This is a genomic window from Streptomyces sp. NPDC058240 (assembly GCF_042882135.1).
In the GTDB taxonomy this organism is placed as follows: domain Bacteria; phylum Actinomycetota; class Actinomycetes; order Streptomycetales; family Streptomycetaceae; genus Streptomyces.
Genome location: NZ_JBHVWT010000004.1, coordinates 249019 through 268552, shown reverse-complemented (window position 1 = coordinate 268552; position 19534 = coordinate 249019). Strand labels below are relative to the sequence as shown.

16 protein-coding genes and 1 pseudogene are annotated in these 19534 nt (G+C 68.6%); 12 read left to right on the top strand and 5 right to left on the bottom strand.

Going from position 1 to position 19534, the window contains the following annotated elements; all coding sequences use genetic code 11:
* Nucleotides 1–34: 34 nt before the first annotated feature.
* Nucleotides 35–826, bottom strand: a complete 792-nt coding sequence (locus tag ACFVX4_RS11325) for an MIP/aquaporin family protein (RefSeq protein ID WP_389974535.1) — start codon at nt 824–826, stop codon at nt 35–37.
* Between the two features lie 235 nt (nt 827–1061).
* Nucleotides 1062–1826 carry an IclR family transcriptional regulator gene (locus tag ACFVX4_RS11320; RefSeq protein ID WP_266421604.1) on the bottom strand — a complete coding sequence of 255 codons (765 nt, stop codon included), beginning with the start codon at nt 1824–1826 and terminating at the stop codon, nt 1062–1064.
* A 239-nt stretch (nt 1827–2065) separates the two neighbouring features.
* Between ACFVX4_RS11320 and metH the strand changes: the two genes are divergently transcribed.
* From metH to ACFVX4_RS11305, 3 genes are all read left to right on the top strand, one after another.
* On the top strand, nt 2066–5578 hold the full coding sequence (gene metH, locus ACFVX4_RS11315) for a methionine synthase (RefSeq protein WP_389974532.1): 3513 nt from the start codon (nt 2066–2068) through the stop codon (nt 5576–5578).
* A gap of 120 nt (nt 5579–5698) precedes the next feature.
* Nucleotides 5699–6400: an HAD family hydrolase gene (locus ACFVX4_RS11310; RefSeq protein ID WP_389974529.1), complete on the top strand. Its 702-nt coding sequence runs from the start codon at nt 5699–5701 to the stop codon at nt 6398–6400.
* Nucleotides 6401–6765: 365 nt separating this feature from the next.
* The gene (locus ACFVX4_RS11305) at nt 6766–8367 is read left to right on the top strand and encodes an ABC transporter substrate-binding protein (RefSeq protein ID WP_389974526.1); all 1602 of its coding nucleotides are present in this window, start codon (nt 6766–6768) and stop codon (nt 8365–8367) included.
* A 56-nt stretch (nt 8368–8423) separates the two neighbouring features.
* On the opposite strand, the gene ACFVX4_RS11300 is transcribed toward ACFVX4_RS11305, so the two are convergent.
* Nucleotides 8424–9095 (bottom strand): response regulator transcription factor, encoded by a 672-nt coding sequence (locus tag ACFVX4_RS11300; protein WP_148833656.1) that lies wholly within the window; start codon nt 9093–9095, stop codon nt 8424–8426.
* Between the two features lie 10 nt (nt 9096–9105).
* Nucleotides 9106–9951 carry a RecB family exonuclease gene (locus tag ACFVX4_RS11295; RefSeq protein WP_389974858.1) on the bottom strand — a complete coding sequence of 282 codons (846 nt, stop codon included), beginning with the start codon at nt 9949–9951 and terminating at the stop codon, nt 9106–9108.
* 171 nt (nt 9952–10122) lie between these two features.
* Between ACFVX4_RS11295 and ACFVX4_RS11290 the strand changes: the two genes are divergently transcribed.
* From ACFVX4_RS11290 to ACFVX4_RS11280, 3 genes are all read left to right on the top strand, one after another.
* Nucleotides 10123–11373, top strand: a complete 1251-nt coding sequence (locus tag ACFVX4_RS11290; protein WP_389974523.1) for a site-2 protease family protein — start codon at nt 10123–10125, stop codon at nt 11371–11373.
* Nucleotides 11374–11434: 61 nt separating this feature from the next.
* Complete coding sequence (locus ACFVX4_RS11285; RefSeq protein ID WP_124718703.1) at nt 11435–12340, top strand: tRNA (adenine-N1)-methyltransferase; 906 nt, start codon at nt 11435–11437, stop codon at nt 12338–12340.
* A 68-nt stretch (nt 12341–12408) separates the two neighbouring features.
* Entirely contained in the window at nt 12409–12987 is a 579-nt protein-coding gene (locus ACFVX4_RS11280) for a hypothetical protein (RefSeq protein ID WP_389974520.1), read from the top strand.
* 39 nt (nt 12988–13026) lie between these two features.
* Here the strand turns inward: ACFVX4_RS11280 and ACFVX4_RS11275 are convergent, their stop codons facing one another.
* A complete protein-coding gene (locus ACFVX4_RS11275) occupies nt 13027–13338 on the bottom strand; it encodes a ferredoxin (protein WP_266421625.1) in 312 nt (103 codons plus the stop codon).
* Nucleotides 13339–13579: 241 nt separating this feature from the next.
* Here ACFVX4_RS11275 and arc point away from each other — a divergent pair, with 241 nt between their 5' ends.
* From arc to prcA, 6 genes and pseudogenes are all read left to right on the top strand, one after another.
* Nucleotides 13580–15346, top strand: a complete 1767-nt coding sequence (arc, locus tag ACFVX4_RS11270) for a proteasome ATPase (protein ID WP_114243629.1) — start codon at nt 13580–13582, stop codon at nt 15344–15346.
* A gap of 234 nt (nt 15347–15580) precedes the next feature.
* On the top strand, nt 15581–17092 hold the full coding sequence (gene dop, locus ACFVX4_RS11265; protein WP_389974517.1) for a depupylase/deamidase Dop: 1512 nt from the start codon (nt 15581–15583) through the stop codon (nt 17090–17092).
* A 120-nt stretch (nt 17093–17212) separates the two neighbouring features.
* On the top strand, nt 17213–17431 hold the full coding sequence (locus ACFVX4_RS11260; protein ID WP_266421631.1) for a ubiquitin-like protein Pup: 219 nt from the start codon (nt 17213–17215) through the stop codon (nt 17429–17431).
* A gap of 103 nt (nt 17432–17534) precedes the next feature.
* Nucleotides 17535–17722, top strand: a pseudogene (locus tag ACFVX4_RS11255) (endonuclease domain-containing protein); the annotation flags it as partial.
* On the top strand, nt 17674–18519 hold the full coding sequence (gene prcB, locus ACFVX4_RS11250) for a proteasome subunit beta (protein ID WP_266421634.1): 846 nt from the start codon (nt 17674–17676) through the stop codon (nt 18517–18519). The pseudogene ACFVX4_RS11255 and the gene prcB, both read left to right, overlap by 49 nt.
* A gap of 58 nt (nt 18520–18577) precedes the next feature.
* Nucleotides 18578–19390 carry a proteasome subunit alpha gene (gene prcA, locus ACFVX4_RS11245; RefSeq protein WP_072484405.1) on the top strand — a complete coding sequence of 271 codons (813 nt, stop codon included), beginning with the start codon at nt 18578–18580 and terminating at the stop codon, nt 19388–19390.
* The last annotated feature ends 144 nt before the right edge of the window (nt 19391–19534 follow it).

Sequence of the window (19534 nt, the reverse complement as noted above, 5' to 3'; positions counted from 1 at the left end):
TGGTCGTGAGGGTTGCGGCTCTGGGCGCCACGGCTCAGGCGAAGGCGACGTTGTAGAGCCCGCCCGCGATCGCGCCGCCGATGAGCGGTCCCGCGACCGGGATCCACGCGTAGCCCCAGTCGGAACCGCCCTTGTTCGGCAACGGCAGCAGCGCGTGCACGATACGCGGGCCGAGGTCGCGAACCGGGTTGATCGCGTAGCCCGTCGGGCCGCCGAGCGAGAGACCGATACCGACGACCACCAGAGCGGTGATCAGCGCGCCGAGCGTTCCCAGACCGTCGCCGTCGTTGTTGAGGCCCTGGGTGAGGATCGCCAGGACGAGCACGACGGTGGCGATGATCTCCGTGACCATGTTCTGCACGGCGTGCCGGATCTCGGGGCCGGTGGAGAAGATGCCCAGGACCGGGCCCGCCTTCGGGGCGGAAGCCTTGTCGACCATGCCCTCTTCACCCGAGTGGGCGGCCAGGATCTCCGGATCCGTGAGATGCGCCCGGAACTGCCCGTAGTACGTCAGCCAGACCAGCACCGCGCCGATCATCGCGCCGAACAGCTGGGAGCCGAGGTACAGCGGTACGTCGCTCCACTTGGTGCCGCCCTCGATCGCGAGGCCGATCGTGACCGCCGGATTGAGATGCGCGCCCGAAACACCACCGGCCAGATACGCGCCGGTCAGCACGGCGAAACCCCACCCGAAGGTGATGGCCAGCCAGCCGGCGTTCTGCGCCTTGGAGCGCTTGAGAGTGACAGCGGCACAGACACCGCCGCCGAGCAGGATGAGTACGGCGGTACCTATGGTCTCGCCGATGAAGATGTCGGAGCTGGACACCCGCGACTCCTTTGTCCTTCGTCCAGGGAAGCCGAACCCCGGGTCCCTCCGGTGGTCCGCGCCCTCATGTGAGGGCGTTTTCCGGCCCTTGGCGCTGTCACACCCTAACGCTCTTTTCCGTTACGTGTTCGACAATGCCGACCGATGAACGGCAATGCTTCCCCCAGGTGAATCAGGCGTCAAGGGTTGTGTGGCCTATAACTCGATCGTTACCGGCTCCGGCCCGCCGCGGCGGTCAGAACCGTCCGGCGCCCAGGTCCCTGGAGACCGCGCGGGCGCAGTCGCGCACCGCGGCGATCAGCTCCGGGCGCAGTTCCCCGTCCGCGCAGACCCGCTCCACGGCACCGGTCACGGCCACCGCGCCGACCGGCATCCGCCGCCGGTCGTGGATCGGGGCGGCCACCGCGGCCACGCCCTCCCAGGTCTCCTCCACGTCGGCCGCCCAGCCGCGCGCCCGGATCAGGTCGAGCATCGCCTCGAAGTCCTCCGGATCGGTGACCGTGCGCGGCGTGAAGGCCTGCCGCTCGGCCTCCAGGGCCTCGGTGTGCGCCACCGGGTCGTATGCCGAGAGCACCTTGCCCAGGGCCGTGGAGTGCAGCGGCTGCATGGCCCCGACCTCCAGGACCTGCCGGCTGTCGTCGGGACGGAACACGTGGTGGACGATGAGGACGCCCTGCTGGTGCAGCACGCCCAGATGCGTGCTCTCGCCGCTGGAGCGGGCCAGGTCGTCCGTCCAGACCAGCGCGCGGGCCCGCAGCTCGTGGACATCGAGATAGCTGTTGCCCAGGCGCAGCAGCTCGGCGCCCAGCTGATAGCGGCCGGACGCGGCGTCCTGCTCGACGAAGCCCTCGTGCTGGAGCGTGCGCAGGATGCCGTGCGCGGTGCCCTTGGCCAGGCCCAGTGAAGAGGCGATGTCGGACAGCCCCAGCCGCCGCTCGCCGCCTGCCAGCAGACGCAGCATCGCCGCCGCCCGCTCCAGCGACTGGATGTTCTTGGCCATCGCGCCGTACTCCTCCACCTCGGTTCGACAATGCTGAACACTATCGGTCGATGCCGACCCTCGCTCGATCGCGCTGCAAAACCGCGACACCGCTCCGAACCGGACATCCCCCCGCACAGCATGCAGTCCGTTCCGTGGGACGGAGTGACGGCCCCGGGCGCCGCCCGGCTAGGCTGGCCTGGTGCGCCTTCCACCGAAGACGCAAAGCCGACAGCCGTCGCATCCCAGGGAGTACATCCATGGCCTCGTCGCCGACCCCTTCCGCCGACAGCCGGAACCGAGCCGAAGCCCTCCGCGAGGCGCTCGCCACCCGTGTAGTGGTGGCCGACGGCGCCATGGGCACCATGCTCCAGGCACAGGACCCGACCCTCGACGACTTCCAGAACCTCGAGGGCTGCAACGAGATCCTGAACGTCACCCGCCCCGACATCGTGCGTTCGGTGCACGAGGAGTACTTCGCCGTCGGCGTGGACTGCGTGGAGACGAACACCTTCGGCGCCAACCTGGCGGCCCTGGGCGAGTACGACATTCCCGAGCGGGTCTTCGAGCTCTCCGAGTCCGGCGCGCGCATCGCCCGCGAGGTCGCCGACGAGTTCACCGTCTCCACCGGGCAGCAGCGCTGGGTGCTCGGCTCGATGGGCCCGGGTACGAAGCTGCCGACGCTGGGCCACGCCCCGTACACCAAGCTCCGCGACGCCTACCAGCAGAACGCCGAAGGCATGATCGCCGGTGGCGCCGACGCCCTCCTGGTCGAGACCACCCAGGACCTGCTCCAGACGAAGGCCTCCGTCATCGGCGCGCGCCGCGCCCTGGAGGCCACCGGGGCCAACCTCCCGGTGATCTGCTCCGTCACCGTCGAGACGACCGGCACCATGCTGCTCGGCTCCGAGATCGGCGCGGCGCTCACCGCCCTGGAGCCGCTCGGCATCGACCTCATCGGCCTGAACTGCGCCACCGGCCCCGCCGAGATGAGCGAGCACCTGCGCTACCTCGCCCGTCACTCCCGCATCCCGCTCTCCTGCATGCCCAACGCCGGCCTCCCGGTGCTCGGCAAGGACGGTGCGCACTACCCGCTGTCCCCGGCCGAGCTCGCCGACGCGCAGGAGACCTTCGTCCAGGAGTACGGCCTATCGCTGGTCGGCGGCTGCTGCGGTACGACTCCGGAGCACCTGCGCCAGGTCGTCGAGCGGGTCCGCGGTGTGGCCGTCACCTCCCGCACCCCGCGCCCCGAGCCGGGTGCCGCCTCCCTCTACCAGACCGTCCCGTTCCGCCAGGACACCTCGTACCTCGCGATCGGCGAGCGTACGAACGCCAACGGGTCGAAGAAGTTCCGCGAGGCCATGCTCGAAGCCCGCTGGGACGACTGCGTGGAGATGGCACGTGACCAGATCCGCGAGGGCGCGCACATGCTCGACCTCTGCGTCGACTACGTGGGCCGTGACGGTGTGGCGGACATGGAGGAGCTGGCCGGCCGGTTCGCCACCGCGTCCACGCTCCCGATCGTGCTGGACTCGACGGAGCTGCCCGTGCTGCGGGCCGGCCTGGAGAAGCTGGGCGGGCGTGCCGTCCTGAACTCGGTCAACTACGAGGACGGCGACGGTCCCGAGTCCCGGTTCGCCAAGGTCACCGCGCTGGCCGTGGAGCACGGTGCCGCGCTGATCGCGCTGACCATCGACGAGGAGGGCCAGGCCCGCACCGTCGAGCACAAGGTCGCCGTCGCCGAGCGGCTGATCGCGGACCTGACCGGCAACTGGGGCATCCAGGAGTCGGACATCCTGATCGACGCCCTCACCTTCACCATCTGCACCGGTCAGGAGGAGTCCCGCGGCGACGGCATCGCCACCATCGAGGCGATCCGTGAGCTGAAGAAGCGCCACCCCGACGTGCAGACCACGCTGGGCCTGTCCAACATCTCCTTCGGCCTCAATCCGGCCGCCCGCGTCGTGCTGAACTCCGTCTTCCTCGACGAGTGCGTCAAGGCCGGACTCGACTCCGCGATCGTGCACGCCTCCAAGATCCTGCCGATCGCCCGCCTGGAGGAGGAGCAGGTCAAGGTCGCCCTCGACCTGATCCACGACCGGCGCGCCGAGGGGTACGACCCGCTGCAGCGGCTCATGGAGCTGTTCGAGGGCGTCAGCACGAAGTCGATGAAGGCGGGCAAGGCCGAGGAGCTCCTGGCCCTGCCGCTCGACGAGCGGCTCCAGCGCCGCATCATCGACGGTGAGAAGAACGGCCTGGAGAACGACCTCGACGAGGCGCTGCGGACCCGCCCGGCCCTCGACATCGTCAACGACACCCTCCTGGAGGGCATGAAGGTCGTCGGCGAGCTCTTCGGCTCCGGCCAGATGCAGCTGCCCTTCGTCCTCCAGTCCGCCGAGGTCATGAAGACCGCGGTGGCACACCTCGAACCGCACATGGAGAAGTCCGACGCCGAGGGCAAGGGCACCATCGTCCTGGCCACGGTCCGCGGCGACGTCCACGACATCGGCAAGAACCTCGTCGACATCATCCTGTCCAACAACGGCTACAACGTCGTCAACCTCGGCATCAAGCAGCCCGTCTCCGCGATCCTGGAAGCCGCCGAGGAACACCGGGCCGACGTCATCGGCATGTCCGGCCTCCTGGTGAAGTCCACCGTGATCATGAAGGAGAACCTGGAGGAGCTGAACCAGCGCAAGCTGGCCGCCGACTTCCCCGTCATCCTCGGCGGCGCGGCCCTCACCCGGGCCTACGTCGAGCAGGACCTCCACGAGATCTACGAGGGCGAGGTCCGCTACGCCCGCGACGCGTTCGAGGGGCTGCGCCTGATGGACGCGTTGATCGCGGTCAAGCGTGGTGTCCCGGGTGCGGTCCTGCCCGAGCTCAAGCAGCGCCGGGTGCCCAAGCGCGACACCGCGGTCCTGGAGGTCGACGAGCCGCAGGAGGGCGTCCGCTCGGACGTCGCCATCGACAACCCGGTCCCCGAGCCCCCCTTCTGGGGCACCCGGGTCGTCAAGGGCATCCAGCTCAAGGAGTACGCGTCCTGGCTCGACGAGGGCGCCCTCTTCAAGGGCCAGTGGGGACTGAAGCAGGCCCGCGCCGGCGACGGACCGACGTACGAGGAGCTGGTGGAGACCGAGGGCCGCCCGCACCTGCGCGGCTGGCTCGACAAGCTCCACACCGAGAACCTCCTGGAAGCCGCCGTCGTCTACGGCTACTTCCCCTGCGTGTCCAAGGGCGACGACCTGATCCTGCTCCACGAGGACGGCTCCGAGCGGACCCGCTTCACCTTCCCGCGCCAGCGCCGCGGCCGGCGGCTCTGCCTCGCGGACTTCTTCCGTCCCGAGGAGTCCGGCGAGAGGGATGTGATCGGTCTCCAGGTCGTCACCGTCGGCTCGAAGATCGGCGGCGAGACCGCGAAGCTCTTCGAGGCCAACTCCTACCGCGACTACCTGGAGCTGCACGGCCTGTCCGTACAGCTGGCCGAGGCCCTGGCCGAGTACTGGCACGCCCGGGTCCGCTCGGAGCTGGGCTTCGGCGGCGAGGACCCGTCCGATGTCGAGGACATGTTCGCGCTGAAGTACCGGGGGGCGCGCTTCTCCCTCGGCTACGGTGCCTGCCCCGACCTGGAGGACCGGGCGAAGATCGCCGAGCTGCTCCAGCCGGAGCGGATCGGGGTGCATCTCTCGGAGGAATTCCAGCTGCATCCGGAGCAGTCCACCGACGCGATCGTCATCCATCACCCGGAGGCGAAGTACTTCAACGCGCGGTAAGACGATGTTCAACGCGCGGTAGCAGGACAAGTCGTACACTTGTCGGCCCAGTGCAGGCCGGTCGCCCTTCCCACGGGAAATGGCGGCCGGCCTTCTCGTCCCTTACGGAAGGTGTGCCGGATGACCAGCACGGTCCCCGCGTCCTTGACCCGCACGGCCGAAGGCGCCGCGCTCCAGGCCGTCCTCCTCGACATGGACGGCACCCTCGTCGACACCGAGGGGTTCTGGTGGGACGCGGAGGTGGAGGTCTTCGCCGAGCTCGGTCACCGGCTCGACGAGGCCTGGCGGGACGTGGTGGTCGGCGGACCGATGACCCGCAGCGCCGGCTACCTCATGGACGTCACCGGCGCGGACATCACCCTCGACGAACTCACCGTGCTGCTCAACGACCGCTTCGAGAAGCGCATCGGCCGCGGGGTGCCGCTGATGCCGGGCGCGGCCCGGCTGCTGGCCGAACTGGTCAAGCACGACATCCCGACGGCCCTGGTCTCCGCCTCGCACCGGCGGATCATCGACCGGGTGCTGGAATCGGTGGGCCGTCACCACTTCGCGCTCACCGTCGCGGGCGACGAGGTCTCCCGTACGAAGCCGCACCCGGAGCCCTATCTCACTGCCGCTTCCGGCTTCGGTGCGGAGCCCGAGCGCTGTGCGGTCATCGAGGACACCGCGACCGGTGTCGCGGCCGCGGAGGCGGCGGGCTGCCGGGTGGTCGCCGTACCGTCCGTCGCTCCCATCGCCCCCGCGTCCGGCCGGGTGGTCGTGCGTTCGCTCGAAGAAGTCGATCTCGCCTTCCTCCGGGGACTGGTCACGGGAACGCGTTGATCCGCGTACCGAGAGTGTTTCTGTGAATGAACGGAAAAGCCCTTGGCGGCGAATGGTGCATTTTCTGTCGCGCCTAAGTGTGGGAATGCCGGGCGTACGATAAGGGATTCGAACGGCCGAGGCGTGAGCTTTCTCACCCGAATGCGCTTCGGAGGGTTTTCGAGATCACCCGACGTGTCCGTTTTGAGGAATTGAAATGTCCCGGTTCATTCTGATATCTACGAAACCCTTCCGACGCGTGAAAGCGGCTCGCCGTTCATTCCCATCACCATCTGATTACGCGCGGGGACTTCTCCGGTCCGGCATTGCCGACGACGCCTACTAATGTCGCTTTCTCCATGCCCGGATGAGGGAGAGCGTCCAAGATGAACCGCAAGACTCTGGTGCTGCCGGCCGTCGTCGGCCTGCTCGCACCCGCACTCGCCGCCTGCGGCGCGTCGGGTGACGGGAGCGATGGCAAGGCCGCCATCGTTGTCGGCACCACGGACCAGTTCGTCGCCTCGAAGGACAGTCCCGCGCCGCTCGATCCCGCCATCGGCTACGAAGCCGGTGTGTGGAACGTGCTCCGGCAGACCGTGCAGACCCTGGTGCATGTGCCGCGCGGCGGCGGCGAGCCGGTGCCCGAAGCCGCGGAGAGCTGCACCTTCACGGACACGCAGAACGAGAGCTACCGCTGCAAGCTGCGCAGCGGTCTGAAGTTCGCCGACGGCAAGGCCATGACCGCCGACGACGTGAAGTACTCCATCGACCGCGTCATCCGCATCGATGCCGCCAACGGGCCCGTCGCCCTGCTCGACAACATCGACACGGTCGAGACACAGGGCGAGCGGGAGGTCATCTTCCACCTGCGCGCGCCGGACGCCACGTTTCCGTACAAGCTCGCCACCCCGGTCGCCGGGATCGTGCCGCGGAGCCGGTACGCGGCGAAGTCCGCGCGTACCGGATTCCAGGTGGACGGCTCCGGCCCGTACACCATGAAGCCGGAAGTCGAGCACAATCGGATCGTCAAGGTGCGCTTCACCAGGAACCCTCACTACAAGGGGGACCTGAAGGTACGGAACGAGAAGGTCGAGCTGGACGTCTTTCCCGACCCGGCGGCCATGGGCAAGGCCCTCGACAACCAGAAGATCGACATGATGACCCGCACCATGTCGCCCGAGCAGTCCCAGCAGATGCTCGAAAAGCCCAGGGACGGCATCAAGCTCACCGAGATGCCCGGCCTCGCCATCCATTTCCTGGGCTTCAACACCAACGACCCGGCCGTGAAGAACAAGGCCGTCCGCCAGGCCATGGCCCAGGTCGTCGACCGCGGTGAAATCGCGAGCAAGGTGTACGGCACCACGGCCGAGCCGCTGTACTCGCTGATCCCGCCCGGCATCACCGCGCACGCCAACTCGTTCTACAACAAGTACAGCGAACCCAGCCCCACGAAGGCTGCGGCGATCCTGAACGCCGCAGGCGTCGACACCCCGGTGAAGCTCACGCTCCACTACCCGACCGACCGTGTCGGTGCCGGCAACGCCGCCGAGTTCGGAAGACTGAAGAAGCAGTTCAACGACACCGGACTGTTCGACGTCACCGTCCAGGGAGCCCCCTGGGCGAAGTACCGCCCGGCACAGCTGCGCGGCGACTACGCCGTCTACGGCATGGGCTGGTTCCCCGACTTCCCGGACCCCGACAACTTCACGGCGCCGTTCCTCGACAGGAACAACTTCCTCAACTCGCCCTACAAGTCGGCCCTGGCCCAGAAGACGCTCATTCCGCAGTCCCGCCGCGAGACCGACCGCAGTGCCTCGACCAAGACCTTCCAGCAGCTCCAGGACATCGTCGCCAACGACGTCCCGGTACTGCCGATCTGGCAGGGCAAGCAGTACGTCGCCTCCCGCGAGGACCTCACCGGTGTCGAGTGGGCGGTCAGCTCCTCCGCGGAACTCCAGCTCTGGGCGCTGGGCGACGGCCGCGTCTGAGCACGGACGGCGCCCCCGGCCGCACCTGGCCGGAGGAGCCGCTCTCCCCGCCCCGCTCACTGGGCGCCGGGGCGCACCAGACCGCTCTCGTACGCGTACACGGCGGCCTGCACCCGGTCGCGCAGTCCGAGCTTGGTCAGCACATGGCCGACATGGGTCTTGACCGTCGTCTCGCTGACGAACAGATCCGCGGCGATCTCTGCATTGGACAGACCGCGTGCCACCAGCTTCAGCACCTCGACCTCGCGGTCGGTCAGCGTGTGCAGCGTGTCGGGCACCGGATCCTCGCCGGACGGCAGATGGTCCGCGTACTTGTCGAGGAGCCTGCGGGTGATGCTCGGTGCGAGCATCGCCTCGCCCGCCGCGACCACCCGGATGGCCTGCACCAGCTCATTGGCCGGAGCGTCCTTCAGCAGGAAGCCGCTGGCGCCGGCGCGCAGCGCCTCCACCACGTACTCGTCGAGATCGAACGTCGTCAGCACCAGCACCTTCGCCGGACCGTCGCGGCCCGGCCCGGTGATCTGGCGCGTCGCCTCGACGCCGTCCATCCGCGGCATGCGGATGTCCATCAGCACCACATCGGGCTGCAGCGCCCGCACCTGGTCGAGAGCCTGGAGACCGTCACCGGCCTCACCCACCACCGCGAGATCACCTTCCGCCTCCAGAATCATCCGGAAGCCGGTGCGCAGCAGGGGCTGGTCGTCGACCAGTAGGACGCGGATAGCCACAGGGTCTCCTTCACGGTCCTTCGAGGGCCACAGGCCGGCCGGCCTCAGCGCGGACCGGATCCATTCTGCCCTGCACATCCTGCTCCGGCTCCGCCGGGCGGACCGTCAATGGATAGACCGGGGGAGTACCGCCGAATTCGGGACAGACCGACCGGTGGTCGCACCAGCCGCAGAGCTTCGTCGGCCGGGGCCGCCACTCGCCCGTCTCCGTGGCCAGCCGGATCGCGTCCCACAGCGCCAGCAGCTTGCGCTCCACCCGCTCCAGATCCGCCACCACCGGGTCGTACGTCAGGATGTCCCCGCTGCCGAGGTAGACCAGCTGGAGCCGGCGCGGCACCACACCCTTCAGCCGCCAGATCACCAGGGCGTAGAACTTCATCTGGAAGAGCGCGCCCTCCGCGTACTCCGGGCGCGGTGCCTTCCCCGTCTTGTAGTCGACGATCCGGACCTCGCCCGTCGGCGCCACGTCGATCCGGTCGATCACCCCGCGCAGCCGCAGTCCCGACTCCAGCTCCGTCTCGACGAAGAGCTCCCGCTCGGCAGGCTCCAGACGCGTCGGATCCTCCAGCGAGAACCACCGCTCCACCAGGCCCTCCGCCTCCGAGAGCCAGCGCGAGAGCCGCTCGCCCCCGGCGTCCTCGGCGAACAGCTCCGACAGCTCCGGCTTCGACTCCAGCAGCCGGTCCCACTGGGCGGGGACCAGCGCCGTGGCCCGGCCGGCGGTGCGCTCCACCGCCGGATTGTCGAAGAGCCGCTCCAGCACCGCATGCACCAGCGTGCCCCGGGTAGCCGCCTCGCTGGGCTTCTCCGGCAGTTTGTCGATGACCCGGAAGCGGTACAGCAGCGGACACTGCATGAAATCGCTCGCCCGCGACGGCGACAGGGACGAAGGCGGCTGAGCGGGCCGCGGCAGGGAGGTCATGTCGAAGACCCTACGGCCCGCCACTGACAGCGGGCGGCATACCATCGACCACACAGCCTCGAACACTGCATGATCGTGCCGTAGGGCACCGACCGAAGGGACCCCGTGGACGAGAGCGGCGACAGCGGGCGGCCGCAGCCCGGTGCAGGGGGAACGCCCCCTGGCGCCGGCCCCGACAAGGGTGAACCGCAGCGCCCCGAAGAGCCCGGAGGCGGCATTCTCATGGGCCGCCCCTTCGGCGTGCCCGTGTACGTCGCGCCCAGCTGGTTCCTCGTGGCCGCACTGATCACCTGGGTCTTCGGCGGTCAGCTCGACCGGGTGCTGCCCGAGCTCGGTGCGGCGCGTTATCTGGTCGCGCTCTTCTTTGCGATCGCCTTCTACGCCTCCGTGCTCGTCCACGAACTCGCCCACACCGTCGTGGCGCTGCGCTACAAGCTGCCGGTGCGCCGCATCCAGCTCCAGTTCTTCGGCGGCGTCTCCGAGATCGAGAAGGAGTCCGAGACCCCGGGCCGCGAATTCCTGCTCGCCTTCGTCGGACCGCTGCTCTCCCTGGTGCTCGCGGGCGTGTTCTACGGCGGGATGAAGTTCGTCGCCCCCGGCACCGTGCCCGGTGTCCTGCTCGCCGGACTGATGATCTCCAACCTGCTGGTGGCCGCCTTCAACCTCCTCCCCGGCCTCCCGCTGGACGGCGGGCGGATGCTCCGCGCCGTCGTCTGGAAGATCACCGGGCGGCCGATGAGCGGCACCGTCGCCGCCGCCTGGGTCGGCCGCGCCCTCGCCGTCATCACCCTGATCGGCCTGCCGCTGCTCACCCACACCGGGACCTTCGGCAACGACCCCGGCGACCTCAGCGGCATGGACACCATCACCGACGCCCTGCTCGCCGCCATCCTCGCCGCGATCATCTGGACCGGAGCGGGCAACAGCCTGCGCATGGCCCGCCTGCGCGAACACCTCCCCGAGCTGCGCGCCCGCACCCTCACCCGGCGCGCCGTCCCGGTGGAATCCGCCACCCCGCTCTCCGAGGCCCTGCGCCGGGCCAACGAGGCGGGCGCCCGCGCCCTCGTCGTCGTCGACGGACACGGCGAGCCCAAGGGCATCGTCCGGGAGACGGCCATCGTCGGTGTGCCGGAACACCGCCGCCCCTGGGTGGCCGTCAGCGGTCTCGCCCAGGACCTCACCGAAGGCATGAAGGTCTCCGCCGAGCTGTCCGGCGAGGCACTCCTGGACAGGCTCAAGGCCAGCCCGGCCACCGAGTACCTCGTGCTGGAGGAGACCGGTGAGATCTACGGCGTCCTCTCCACCGCCGACGTCGAACGTGCGTTCGTCGCCGCCCTGGCCAGACCGGCCGCCTGACCGCCGGAGTCCGCCCGGGGCTCGCGGTAGGCGCCCCGGGAATCACCGGTACGCTGGTCACATGTCTGAACCGACCGGTGCCGCCCGCCGACGCGGGCCCTTCAAGGTCGGGGACCAGGTCCAGCTCACCGATCCCAAGGGACGCCACTACACCTTCACGCTCGAAGCCGGAAAGAACTTCCACACCCACAAGGGTTCTTTCCCGCACGACGAGCTGATCGGTGCCCCCGAGGGCAGTGTTGTCCGAACCACGGGAAACGTCGCCTATCTCGCGCTGCGCCCCCTGCTCCCCGACTACGTCCTGTCCATGCCCCGCGGCGCCGCCGTGGTCTACCCCAAGGACGCGGGGCAGATCCTGGCCTTCGCCGACATCTTCCCCGGCGCCCGCGTCGTGGAGGCCGGCGTCGGCTCCGGCTCGCTCTCCACCTTCCTGCTGCGCGCCATCGGCGACCAGGGCATGCTGCACTCCTACGAGCGCCGCGAGGACTTCGCCGAGATCGCCCAGCAGAACGTGGAACGCTACTTCGGCGAACCGCACCCGGCCTGGCAGCTCACCGTCGGCGACCTCCAGGACAACCTCTCGGACACCGACGTCGACCGCGTCGTCCTCGACATGCTCGCCCCCTGGGAGTGCCTGGAAGCCGTCTCCAAGGCGCTGGTGCCCGGCGGCATCCTCTGCGCGTACGTCGCCACCACCACCCAGCTCGCGCGGACCGTCGAGTCCATCCGCGAGATCGGCTGCTTCGCGGAACCGCAGCCCTGGGAATCGATGATCCGCAACTGGCACGTCGAGGGCCTGGCCGTCCGCCCGGACCACCGCATGATCGGCCACACCGGCTTCCTCGTCACCGCCCGCCGCCTGGCCGACGGTGTGGAGGCCCCGCTGCGCCGCCGCCGCCCCGCCAAGGGTGCCTACGGCGAGGACTACGACGGTCCCGGCAGCCAGAGCGGCTCCTCCCGCGGCTGACCGCGCAACGCACCGGCGCCGTCCACCCCGGCATCCTCGAACCACAGGAACCACAGGAGACATCCCGCGTGCAGACCTCCGAGCTCCCGGACCTCGCGCACACCGACACCAAGCCGCTGCACTGGCTCGCCACCGCGGCAGCCATGGCCGCCGTCGTCGCGGCCGCAGGCCTGCTCCAGCCGGACCCCGCGGCCTCTGCCTCCACCCCTCACCGCACCACGGCGCAGCACGGCACCGCGAACGTCACCGCCCCCGATCCGGCACGGGCGGACTTCCCCCTGGAATGCGGCGGACTGGAGAGCGCCGTGGCCAAGCAGGCCACCGGCGACCTCGACGGCGACGGCCGCCCCGAGACCGTCGCGGTGGTCCGCTGCGCGGCCGGCTCAGGGACCCCGCCCAGCGGCGTCTACGTCCTCACACGCGGAAGTGGGGCCGCACCGCGGGTCGTGGCGACCCTGGTGGACCCCGCCCAGGAGATGAGCGTCGGCGATTTCGCGGTGCGTGACGGAGTCATTTCGGCCACTCTGCTCGGCTACTCCTCGGACGCGGTGGCGCGCTGCTGCCCCGACCAGCAGGAGCGGGTCACCTGGCAGTGGAAGGGCGGCGCGTTCGTCCGCGCCACCCAGGCCGCTCCGAGCAGCGTCTGACCGGACACCGAGGGTGACCGGAGGCCCGAGGCGGCCCGATCAGGCGGCCTCGGGGCCGTACACCTCGACGCTGTCCGAAACGCGACGTACGTGGATGCAGTCGCCCGGACACTCCTTGGCCGAATCGACGACGTCCTGGAGGAGCGGCAGCGGAACGGGCGTCGTCGCGCCCGCGTCCTGCAGCAACTCGTCGTCCGCGCTCTTCACATAGGCCAGACCGTCGATGTCCAGCTCGAACACCTCGGGCGCGTACTGGACACAGATGCCGTCTCCCGTGCAGAGGTCCTGGTCGATCCAGACCTCCAGGTCCTGCGCGTCGCCGCCGTTGGGAGCGTCCTGCTGCACGGTCATTTCTCCTGCCGTTCCCTGCGTATCCGAACCAAAAGAAGCCAGCCCTGACGGGTGTTGAACGGTTCGACGATACAACCGGCCGCTTTCCGATGTTGAAGGGTGGGTATTCCCCTGACACGAGGGGGAACGCAAGGGTGAAGATCGGACACACCCCGCAGTCTTTGTGATCTAGGGGTTTCAATCATCACCCACCCAGGTAGGGTCAGGAAGCGTCCAGCTCCCCTTGGAGGAGGTGAGGACCGTGGCAGCCCACGACGACGACATCAACCGCGGCATCCGGCCCGGGCGGGGGTCCGAAGACCCAGCCGGCCAGGTCGCCTATCTCGAGCAGGAAATCGCCGTCCTGCGACGTAAGCTCGCCGACTCTCCGCGCCATACGAGGATTCTCGAAGAGCGGATCGTCGAGTTGCAGACCAACCTGGCAGGCGTGTCCGCACAGAATGAACGGCTCGCCAACACATTGCGCGAGGCCCGCGACCAGATCGTGGCCCTCAAGGAAGAAGTCGACCGGCTCGCACAGCCGCCGGCCGGTTTCGGTGTGTTTCTGCAGGGCAATGAGGACGGCACCTGCGACATCTTCACCGGGGGCCGAAAGCTCCGGGTGAATGTCAGCCCCAGTGTCGAGCTCGACGACCTCCGGCGCGGCCAGGAAGTCATGCTCAACGAAGCGCTCAATGTGGTCGACGCCATGGAATTCGAGCGGGCCGGGGACATCGTCACCCTCAAGGAAATCCTCGAGGACGGCGAGCGGGCCCTGGTCATCGGGCACACCGACGAGGAACGGGTGGTGAGGCTCGCCGAGCCGCTGCTGGACATCACCATCCGCCCCGGCGACGCCCTCCTGCTCGAACCCAGGTCCGGCTACGTCTACGAAGTGGTCCCCAAGAGCGAGGTCGAAGAGCTCGTCCTCGAAGAGGTACCGGACATCGACTACGACAAGATCGGCGGCCTGGGCGACCAGATCGAACTGATCCGGGACGCGGTCGAGCTCCCCTACCTCCACCCCGACCTCTTCAAGGAACACGAACTGCGTCCGCCGAAGGGCATCCTGCTCTACGGTCCGCCCGGCTGCGGCAAGACGCTCATCGCCAAGGCCGTCGCCAACTCCCTTGCCAAGAAGGTCGCCGAGGTCACCGGCCAGCCGGCGGGCAAGAGCTACTTCCTCAACATCAAGGGTCCGGAGCTTCTCAACAAGTACGTCGGCGAGACCGAGCGGCACATCCGCCTGGTCTTCCAGCGTGCCCGTGAGAAGGCGAGCGAGGGCACCCCCGTCATCGTCTTCTTCGACGAGATGGAGTCCCTCTTCCGGACCCGGGGATCCGGCGTCAGCTCGGACGTGGAGAACACCATCGTCCCCCAGCTGCTCGCCGAGATCGACGGCGTCGAGGGCCTGGAGAACGTCATCGTCATCGGCGCCTCCAACCGCGAGGACATGATCGACCCCGCGATCCTGCGACCCGGCCGCCTCGATGTGAAGATCAAGATCGAGCGCCCGGACGCGGAGGCCGCGAAGGACATCTTCGCGAAGTACCTCACGCCTTCGCTGCCCCTGCACGCGGACGACCTCGCGGAGCACACCGGCTCCAAGGAAGCCGCCGCACACGCCATGATCCAGTCCGTCGTCGAGCGGATGTACACCGAGTCCGAGGAGAACCGCTTCCTCGAGGTCACGTACGCCAACGGCGACAAGGAAGTCCTGTACTTCAAGGACTTCAACTCCGGCGCGATGATCCAGAACATCGTCGACCGGGCCAAGAAGATGGCCATCAAGGCCTTCCTCGACCAGGGCCAGAAGGGCCTTCGCGTCTCCCATCTCCTCCAGGCATGCGTGGACGAGTTCAAGGAGAACGAGGACCTGCCGAACACCACCAACCCGGACGACTGGGCCAGGATCTCCGGCAAGAAGGGCGAGCGGATCGTCTTCATCCGCACGCTCGTCACCGGAAAGCAGGGCGCGGACACCGGTCGCTCCATCGACACGGTGGCGAACACCGGGCAGTACCTGTAGAACGCGGACAGGCTGCGGATGCCCGGCCGGGCATCCGCAGCCGGTTGCTTTCGGTACGGCTCGCGCGACACCGCAGCAATGACGCAATTGATCTCCCCACCAGCACAGAGGCGCTCTAGGCTCTTGCGTACCGCCCGGTCGCGCAGTGCGTGGACGGGCAGTGCACGCGCACCGACAAGCAGCGGTACTGGAGCGCCGCCCCTCAAGGGAGCGCCGCCGGGCAAGGAGGGCCGCATGACCGTACGGCGAGTAATGGGCATCGAGACGGAGTACGGGATCTCCGTCCCCGGCCACCCCAACGCCAATGCCATGCTCACCTCGTCCCAGATCGTCAACGCCTACGCAGCGGCGATGCACCGGGCGCGCCGCGCCCGCTGGGACTTCGAGGAGGAGAACCCGCTGCGGGACGCGCGAGGTTTCGACCTCGCCCGCGAGACTGCGGACTCCAGTCAGCTCACCGACGAGGACATCGGCCTCGCCAATGTCATCCTCACCAATGGGGCCCGCCTCTACGTCGACCACGCGCACCCGGAATACAGCTCCCCGGAAGTCACCAATCCGCGGGACGCGGTCCTCTGGGACAAGGCCGGCGAACGCATCATGGCCGAAGCCGCCGAGCGCGCGGCCCAGCTTCCCGGTGCCCAGCCGATCCACCTCTACAAGAACAACACCGACAACAAGGGCGCCTCGTACGGCACGCACGAGAACTACCTGATGAAGCGGGAAACCCCCTTCTCGGACATCGTGCGCCATCTGACCCCGTTCTTCGTCTCCCGCCAGGTGGTCACCGGCGCGGGACGCGTGGGAATCGGCCAGGACGGCCACGAGCACGGCTTCCAGATCAGCCAGCGCGCCGACTACTTCGAGGTCGAGGTCGGGCTGGAGACCACGCTCAAGCGCCCCATCATCAACACCCGGGACGAACCCCACTCCGACGCCGAGAAGTACCGCCGGCTCCATGTGATCATCGGGGACGCGAACCTCTCGGAGATCTCCACCTATCTCAAGCTCGGCACCACCGCCCTGGTCCTCTCCATGATCGAGGACGGCTTCATCAACGTCGATCTCGCGGTCGACCAGCCGGTGCGCACCCTGCACCACGTCTCCCACGACCCGACGCTGAAGCACCTCATCACGCTGCGCGGCGGCCGCACCCTCACCGCGGTACAGCTGCAGATGGAGTACTTCGAGCTGGGCCGCAAGTACGTCGAGGAGCGGTACGGGGCCGACGCCGACGAGCAGACCAAGGACGTCCTGATCCGCTGGGAGGACACCCTCAACCGGCTGGAGAACGATCCGATGAGCCTGTCCGGCGAGCTCGACTGGATCGCCAAGCGGGAGCTCATGGAGGGCTACCGCCGCCGCGACAGCCTGGACTGGGACGCAGCACGCCTGCATCTGGTGGATCTCCAGTACGCCGACGTGCGGGCCGAGAAGGGCCTGTACAACCGTCTGGCGGCCCGCGGGAAGATGAAGCGGCTGCTGGACGAGAGCGAGGTCGAGCAGGCCCGTACGAAGCCTCCGGAGGACACCAGGGCCTATTTCCGCGGCCGCTGCCTGGAGCAGTACGCCGACGACGTGGCGGCGGCCTCCTGGGACTCGGTCATCTTCGATCTGCCGGGTCATGACTCGCTGCAACGGGTACCGACCCTGGAACCGCTGCGCGGCACCCGTAACCACGTCAAGGAGCTCCTGGACCGCTGCCGTACGGCGGAGGAGCTGGTCCAGGTCCTGTCGGGCGGCTGAAAGGGCCGGGATCGGGGAATCATCGGGATGTCCCCCGGACGTTGAGGGAAGTACCGGGCCGATGTCGGAGCCCGTGGGTAGGGTCTGATCAAGTGCTTCGAACCGAGCGGGGTGAGCTAGATGGCGACCAAGGACACCGGCGGCGGACAGCAGAAGGCGACGCGTTCCACCGAGGAGGTCGAGGAGCAGGCGCAGGACGCGCAGGCCTCCGAGGACCTCAAGGACCGCCAGGAGAAGTTGAGCGACGACGTCGACTCGGTTCTGGACGAGATCGATGACGTGCTCGAGGAGAACGCAGAGGACTTCGTGCGCTCCTTCGTTCAAAAGGGTGGACAGTAGTTCACGGATGTGAACGCGGGGGAGTAGAGAGCGGTGCGCGCGGTACGGGCCGGGTCGGCCCGTACCGCGCGGGCGCAAGCGGCACCGCGAGCCGTGCAGCTGCCCCGCGGTTCATGTGGATCACCGCCACGGGACGGGTAGGGTCCGTGGCGTAACCGCATCAACTGCAATTCGGCCATCGGCAAGTTGGGAGACGATCCTGACGCCTTGCTCAGGGCCGTCGCTTACCTGGAGGGAAACGCGTGGAAGCCAACACTCGTAGCACCGGGCGTCTACCAGCTGCCTTCCTGACGCCGGGATCCTCTTCGTTCATGGATTTCCTGTCCGACCAGTCACCCGGGATGCTCCCGGGCAACCGGAGCCTGCCGCCCCTGCAAGGGGCCATCGAGGCGCCGCACGGGACGACCATCGTCGCGGCGACGTTCCCCGGCGGTGTGGTCCTGGCCGGTGACCGGCGCGCGACCATGGGCAATGTGATCGCTCAGCGCGACATCGAGAAGGTCTTCCCGGCCGACGAGTACTCGGCGGTGGGCATCGCCGGCACGGCCGGACTGGCCGTGGAGATGGTGAAGCTCTTCCAGCTGGAGCTGGAGCACTTCGAGAAGGTCGAGGGCGCGCAGCTCTCCCTGGAGGGCAAGGCCAACCGGCTCTCCACGATGATCCGCAGCAATCTGGCCATGGCCATGCAGGGCCTCGCCGTCGTGCCGCTCTTCGCCGGCTTCGACGTCGACCGCGAGAAGGGCCGCATCTTCTCGTACGACGTCACCGGTGGCCGTTCCGAGGAGCACGGCTACGCGGCCACGGGCTCCGGGTCGGTCTTCGCCCGCAGCTCGATGAAGAAGCTCTACCGCCAGGACCTGACGGAGCAGGAGGCTCTCACCCTGGTCGTCCAGGCGCTGTACGACGCCGCGGACGACGATTCGGCGACCGGCGGTCCGGATGTGGCCCGGCGGATCTATCCGATCGTCACCGTCATCACCGACGAGGGCTTCCGGAAGCTGGACGAGGCGGAATCCTCCGAGATCGCCCGCTCCATCCTGGAACACCGGCTGGAGCAGCCCGACGGCCCGCGCGCCGCGCTGCTCTGACCTCCGTTCCGCTGCTTCTTCGATGCTCTTGTCACTGACAGAAAGGGACGGATAACCGGTGTCGACGCCGTTCTATGTCTCACCTCAGCAGGCCATGGCCGACCGGGCGGAATACGCCCGGAAGGGCATTGCCCGTGGTCGCAGCCTGGTTGTGCTGCAGTATGCCGACGGCATTGTGTTCGTCGGCGAGAACCCGTCCCGTGCGCTGCACAAGTTCAGCGAGATCTACGACCGGATCGGTTTCGCCGCCGCCGGCAAGTACAACGAATACGAGAATCTCCGCATCGGCGGCGTGCGCTATGCCGATCTGCGCGGATACACCTACGACCGTGACGATGTGACGGCCCGTGGGCTGGCCAACGTCTACGCGCAGACGCTGGGCACCATCTTCTCCAGTGCGGCCGAGAAGCCGTACGAGGTGGAGCTGGTGGTCGCGGAGGTGGGCGCCGAGCCCGAGGGCGACCAGATCTACCGGCTGCCGCACGACGGCTCGATCGTCGACGAGCACGGCTCGGTCGCGGTCGGCGGCAATGCCGAGCAGATCAGCACCTTCCTGGACCAGCGGCACCGCGACGGGATGACGCTCGCCGAGGCGCTGAAGCTGGCGGTGCAGGCGCTGTCGCGCGATCCCAACGGCAGCGAGCGGGAGATCCCCGCGGAGCGGCTGGAGGTCGCGGTCCTGGACCGCACGCGGCCGCAGCAGCGGAAGTTCAAGCGGATCGTCGGCAGGCAGCTGGCGCGGCTGCTGGAGGCGGACGGCGGCTCCGCGCCGACGGATGCCCCCTCCGACACCGAAGAGGGCGAGGGCGGCGAGTCCGCCGCCGCGACGGACGCTCCCAAGTCCACCGACTCCGGCGGGGACGTGGAGTAGCCCTTCGTGGGGCGGTCCACCGCATGACCGTGCACCGTTCCCCCCCTCCCAGGCGGACTGGGCACAGTCACTCAGGGGAGTGCGTCAAGGAGGCGTAAGGCACCCAGGGCCCACGGAGGCTACCCGGATTTGGCCGCCAGGCTC

What these genes read in the sequence shown, in the direction of transcription:
- ACFVX4_RS11320 (WP_266421604.1), bottom strand. Translation starts at nt 1,826, where the DNA reads ATGGCCAAGAACATCCAGTCGCTGGAGCGGGCGGCGGCGATGCTGCGT.
- metH (WP_389974532.1), top strand. Translation starts at nt 2,066, where the DNA reads ATGGCCTCGTCGCCGACCCCTTCCGCCGACAGCCGGAACCGAGCCGAA.
- ACFVX4_RS11310 (WP_389974529.1), top strand. Translation starts at nt 5,699, where the DNA reads ATGACCAGCACGGTCCCCGCGTCCTTGACCCGCACGGCCGAAGGCGCC.
- ACFVX4_RS11305 (WP_389974526.1), top strand. Translation starts at nt 6,766, where the DNA reads ATGAACCGCAAGACTCTGGTGCTGCCGGCCGTCGTCGGCCTGCTCGCA.
- ACFVX4_RS11295 (WP_389974858.1), bottom strand. Translation starts at nt 9,951, where the DNA reads ATGCAGTGTCCGCTGCTGTACCGCTTCCGGGTCATCGACAAACTGCCG.
- ACFVX4_RS11285 (WP_124718703.1), top strand. Translation starts at nt 11,435, where the DNA reads ATGTCTGAACCGACCGGTGCCGCCCGCCGACGCGGGCCCTTCAAGGTC.
- ACFVX4_RS11275 (WP_266421625.1), bottom strand. Translation starts at nt 13,338, where the DNA reads ATGACCGTGCAGCAGGACGCTCCCAACGGCGGCGACGCGCAGGACCTG.
- dop (WP_389974517.1), top strand. Translation starts at nt 15,581, where the DNA reads ATGACCGTACGGCGAGTAATGGGCATCGAGACGGAGTACGGGATCTCC.
- ACFVX4_RS11260 (WP_266421631.1), top strand. Translation starts at nt 17,213, where the DNA reads ATGGCGACCAAGGACACCGGCGGCGGACAGCAGAAGGCGACGCGTTCC.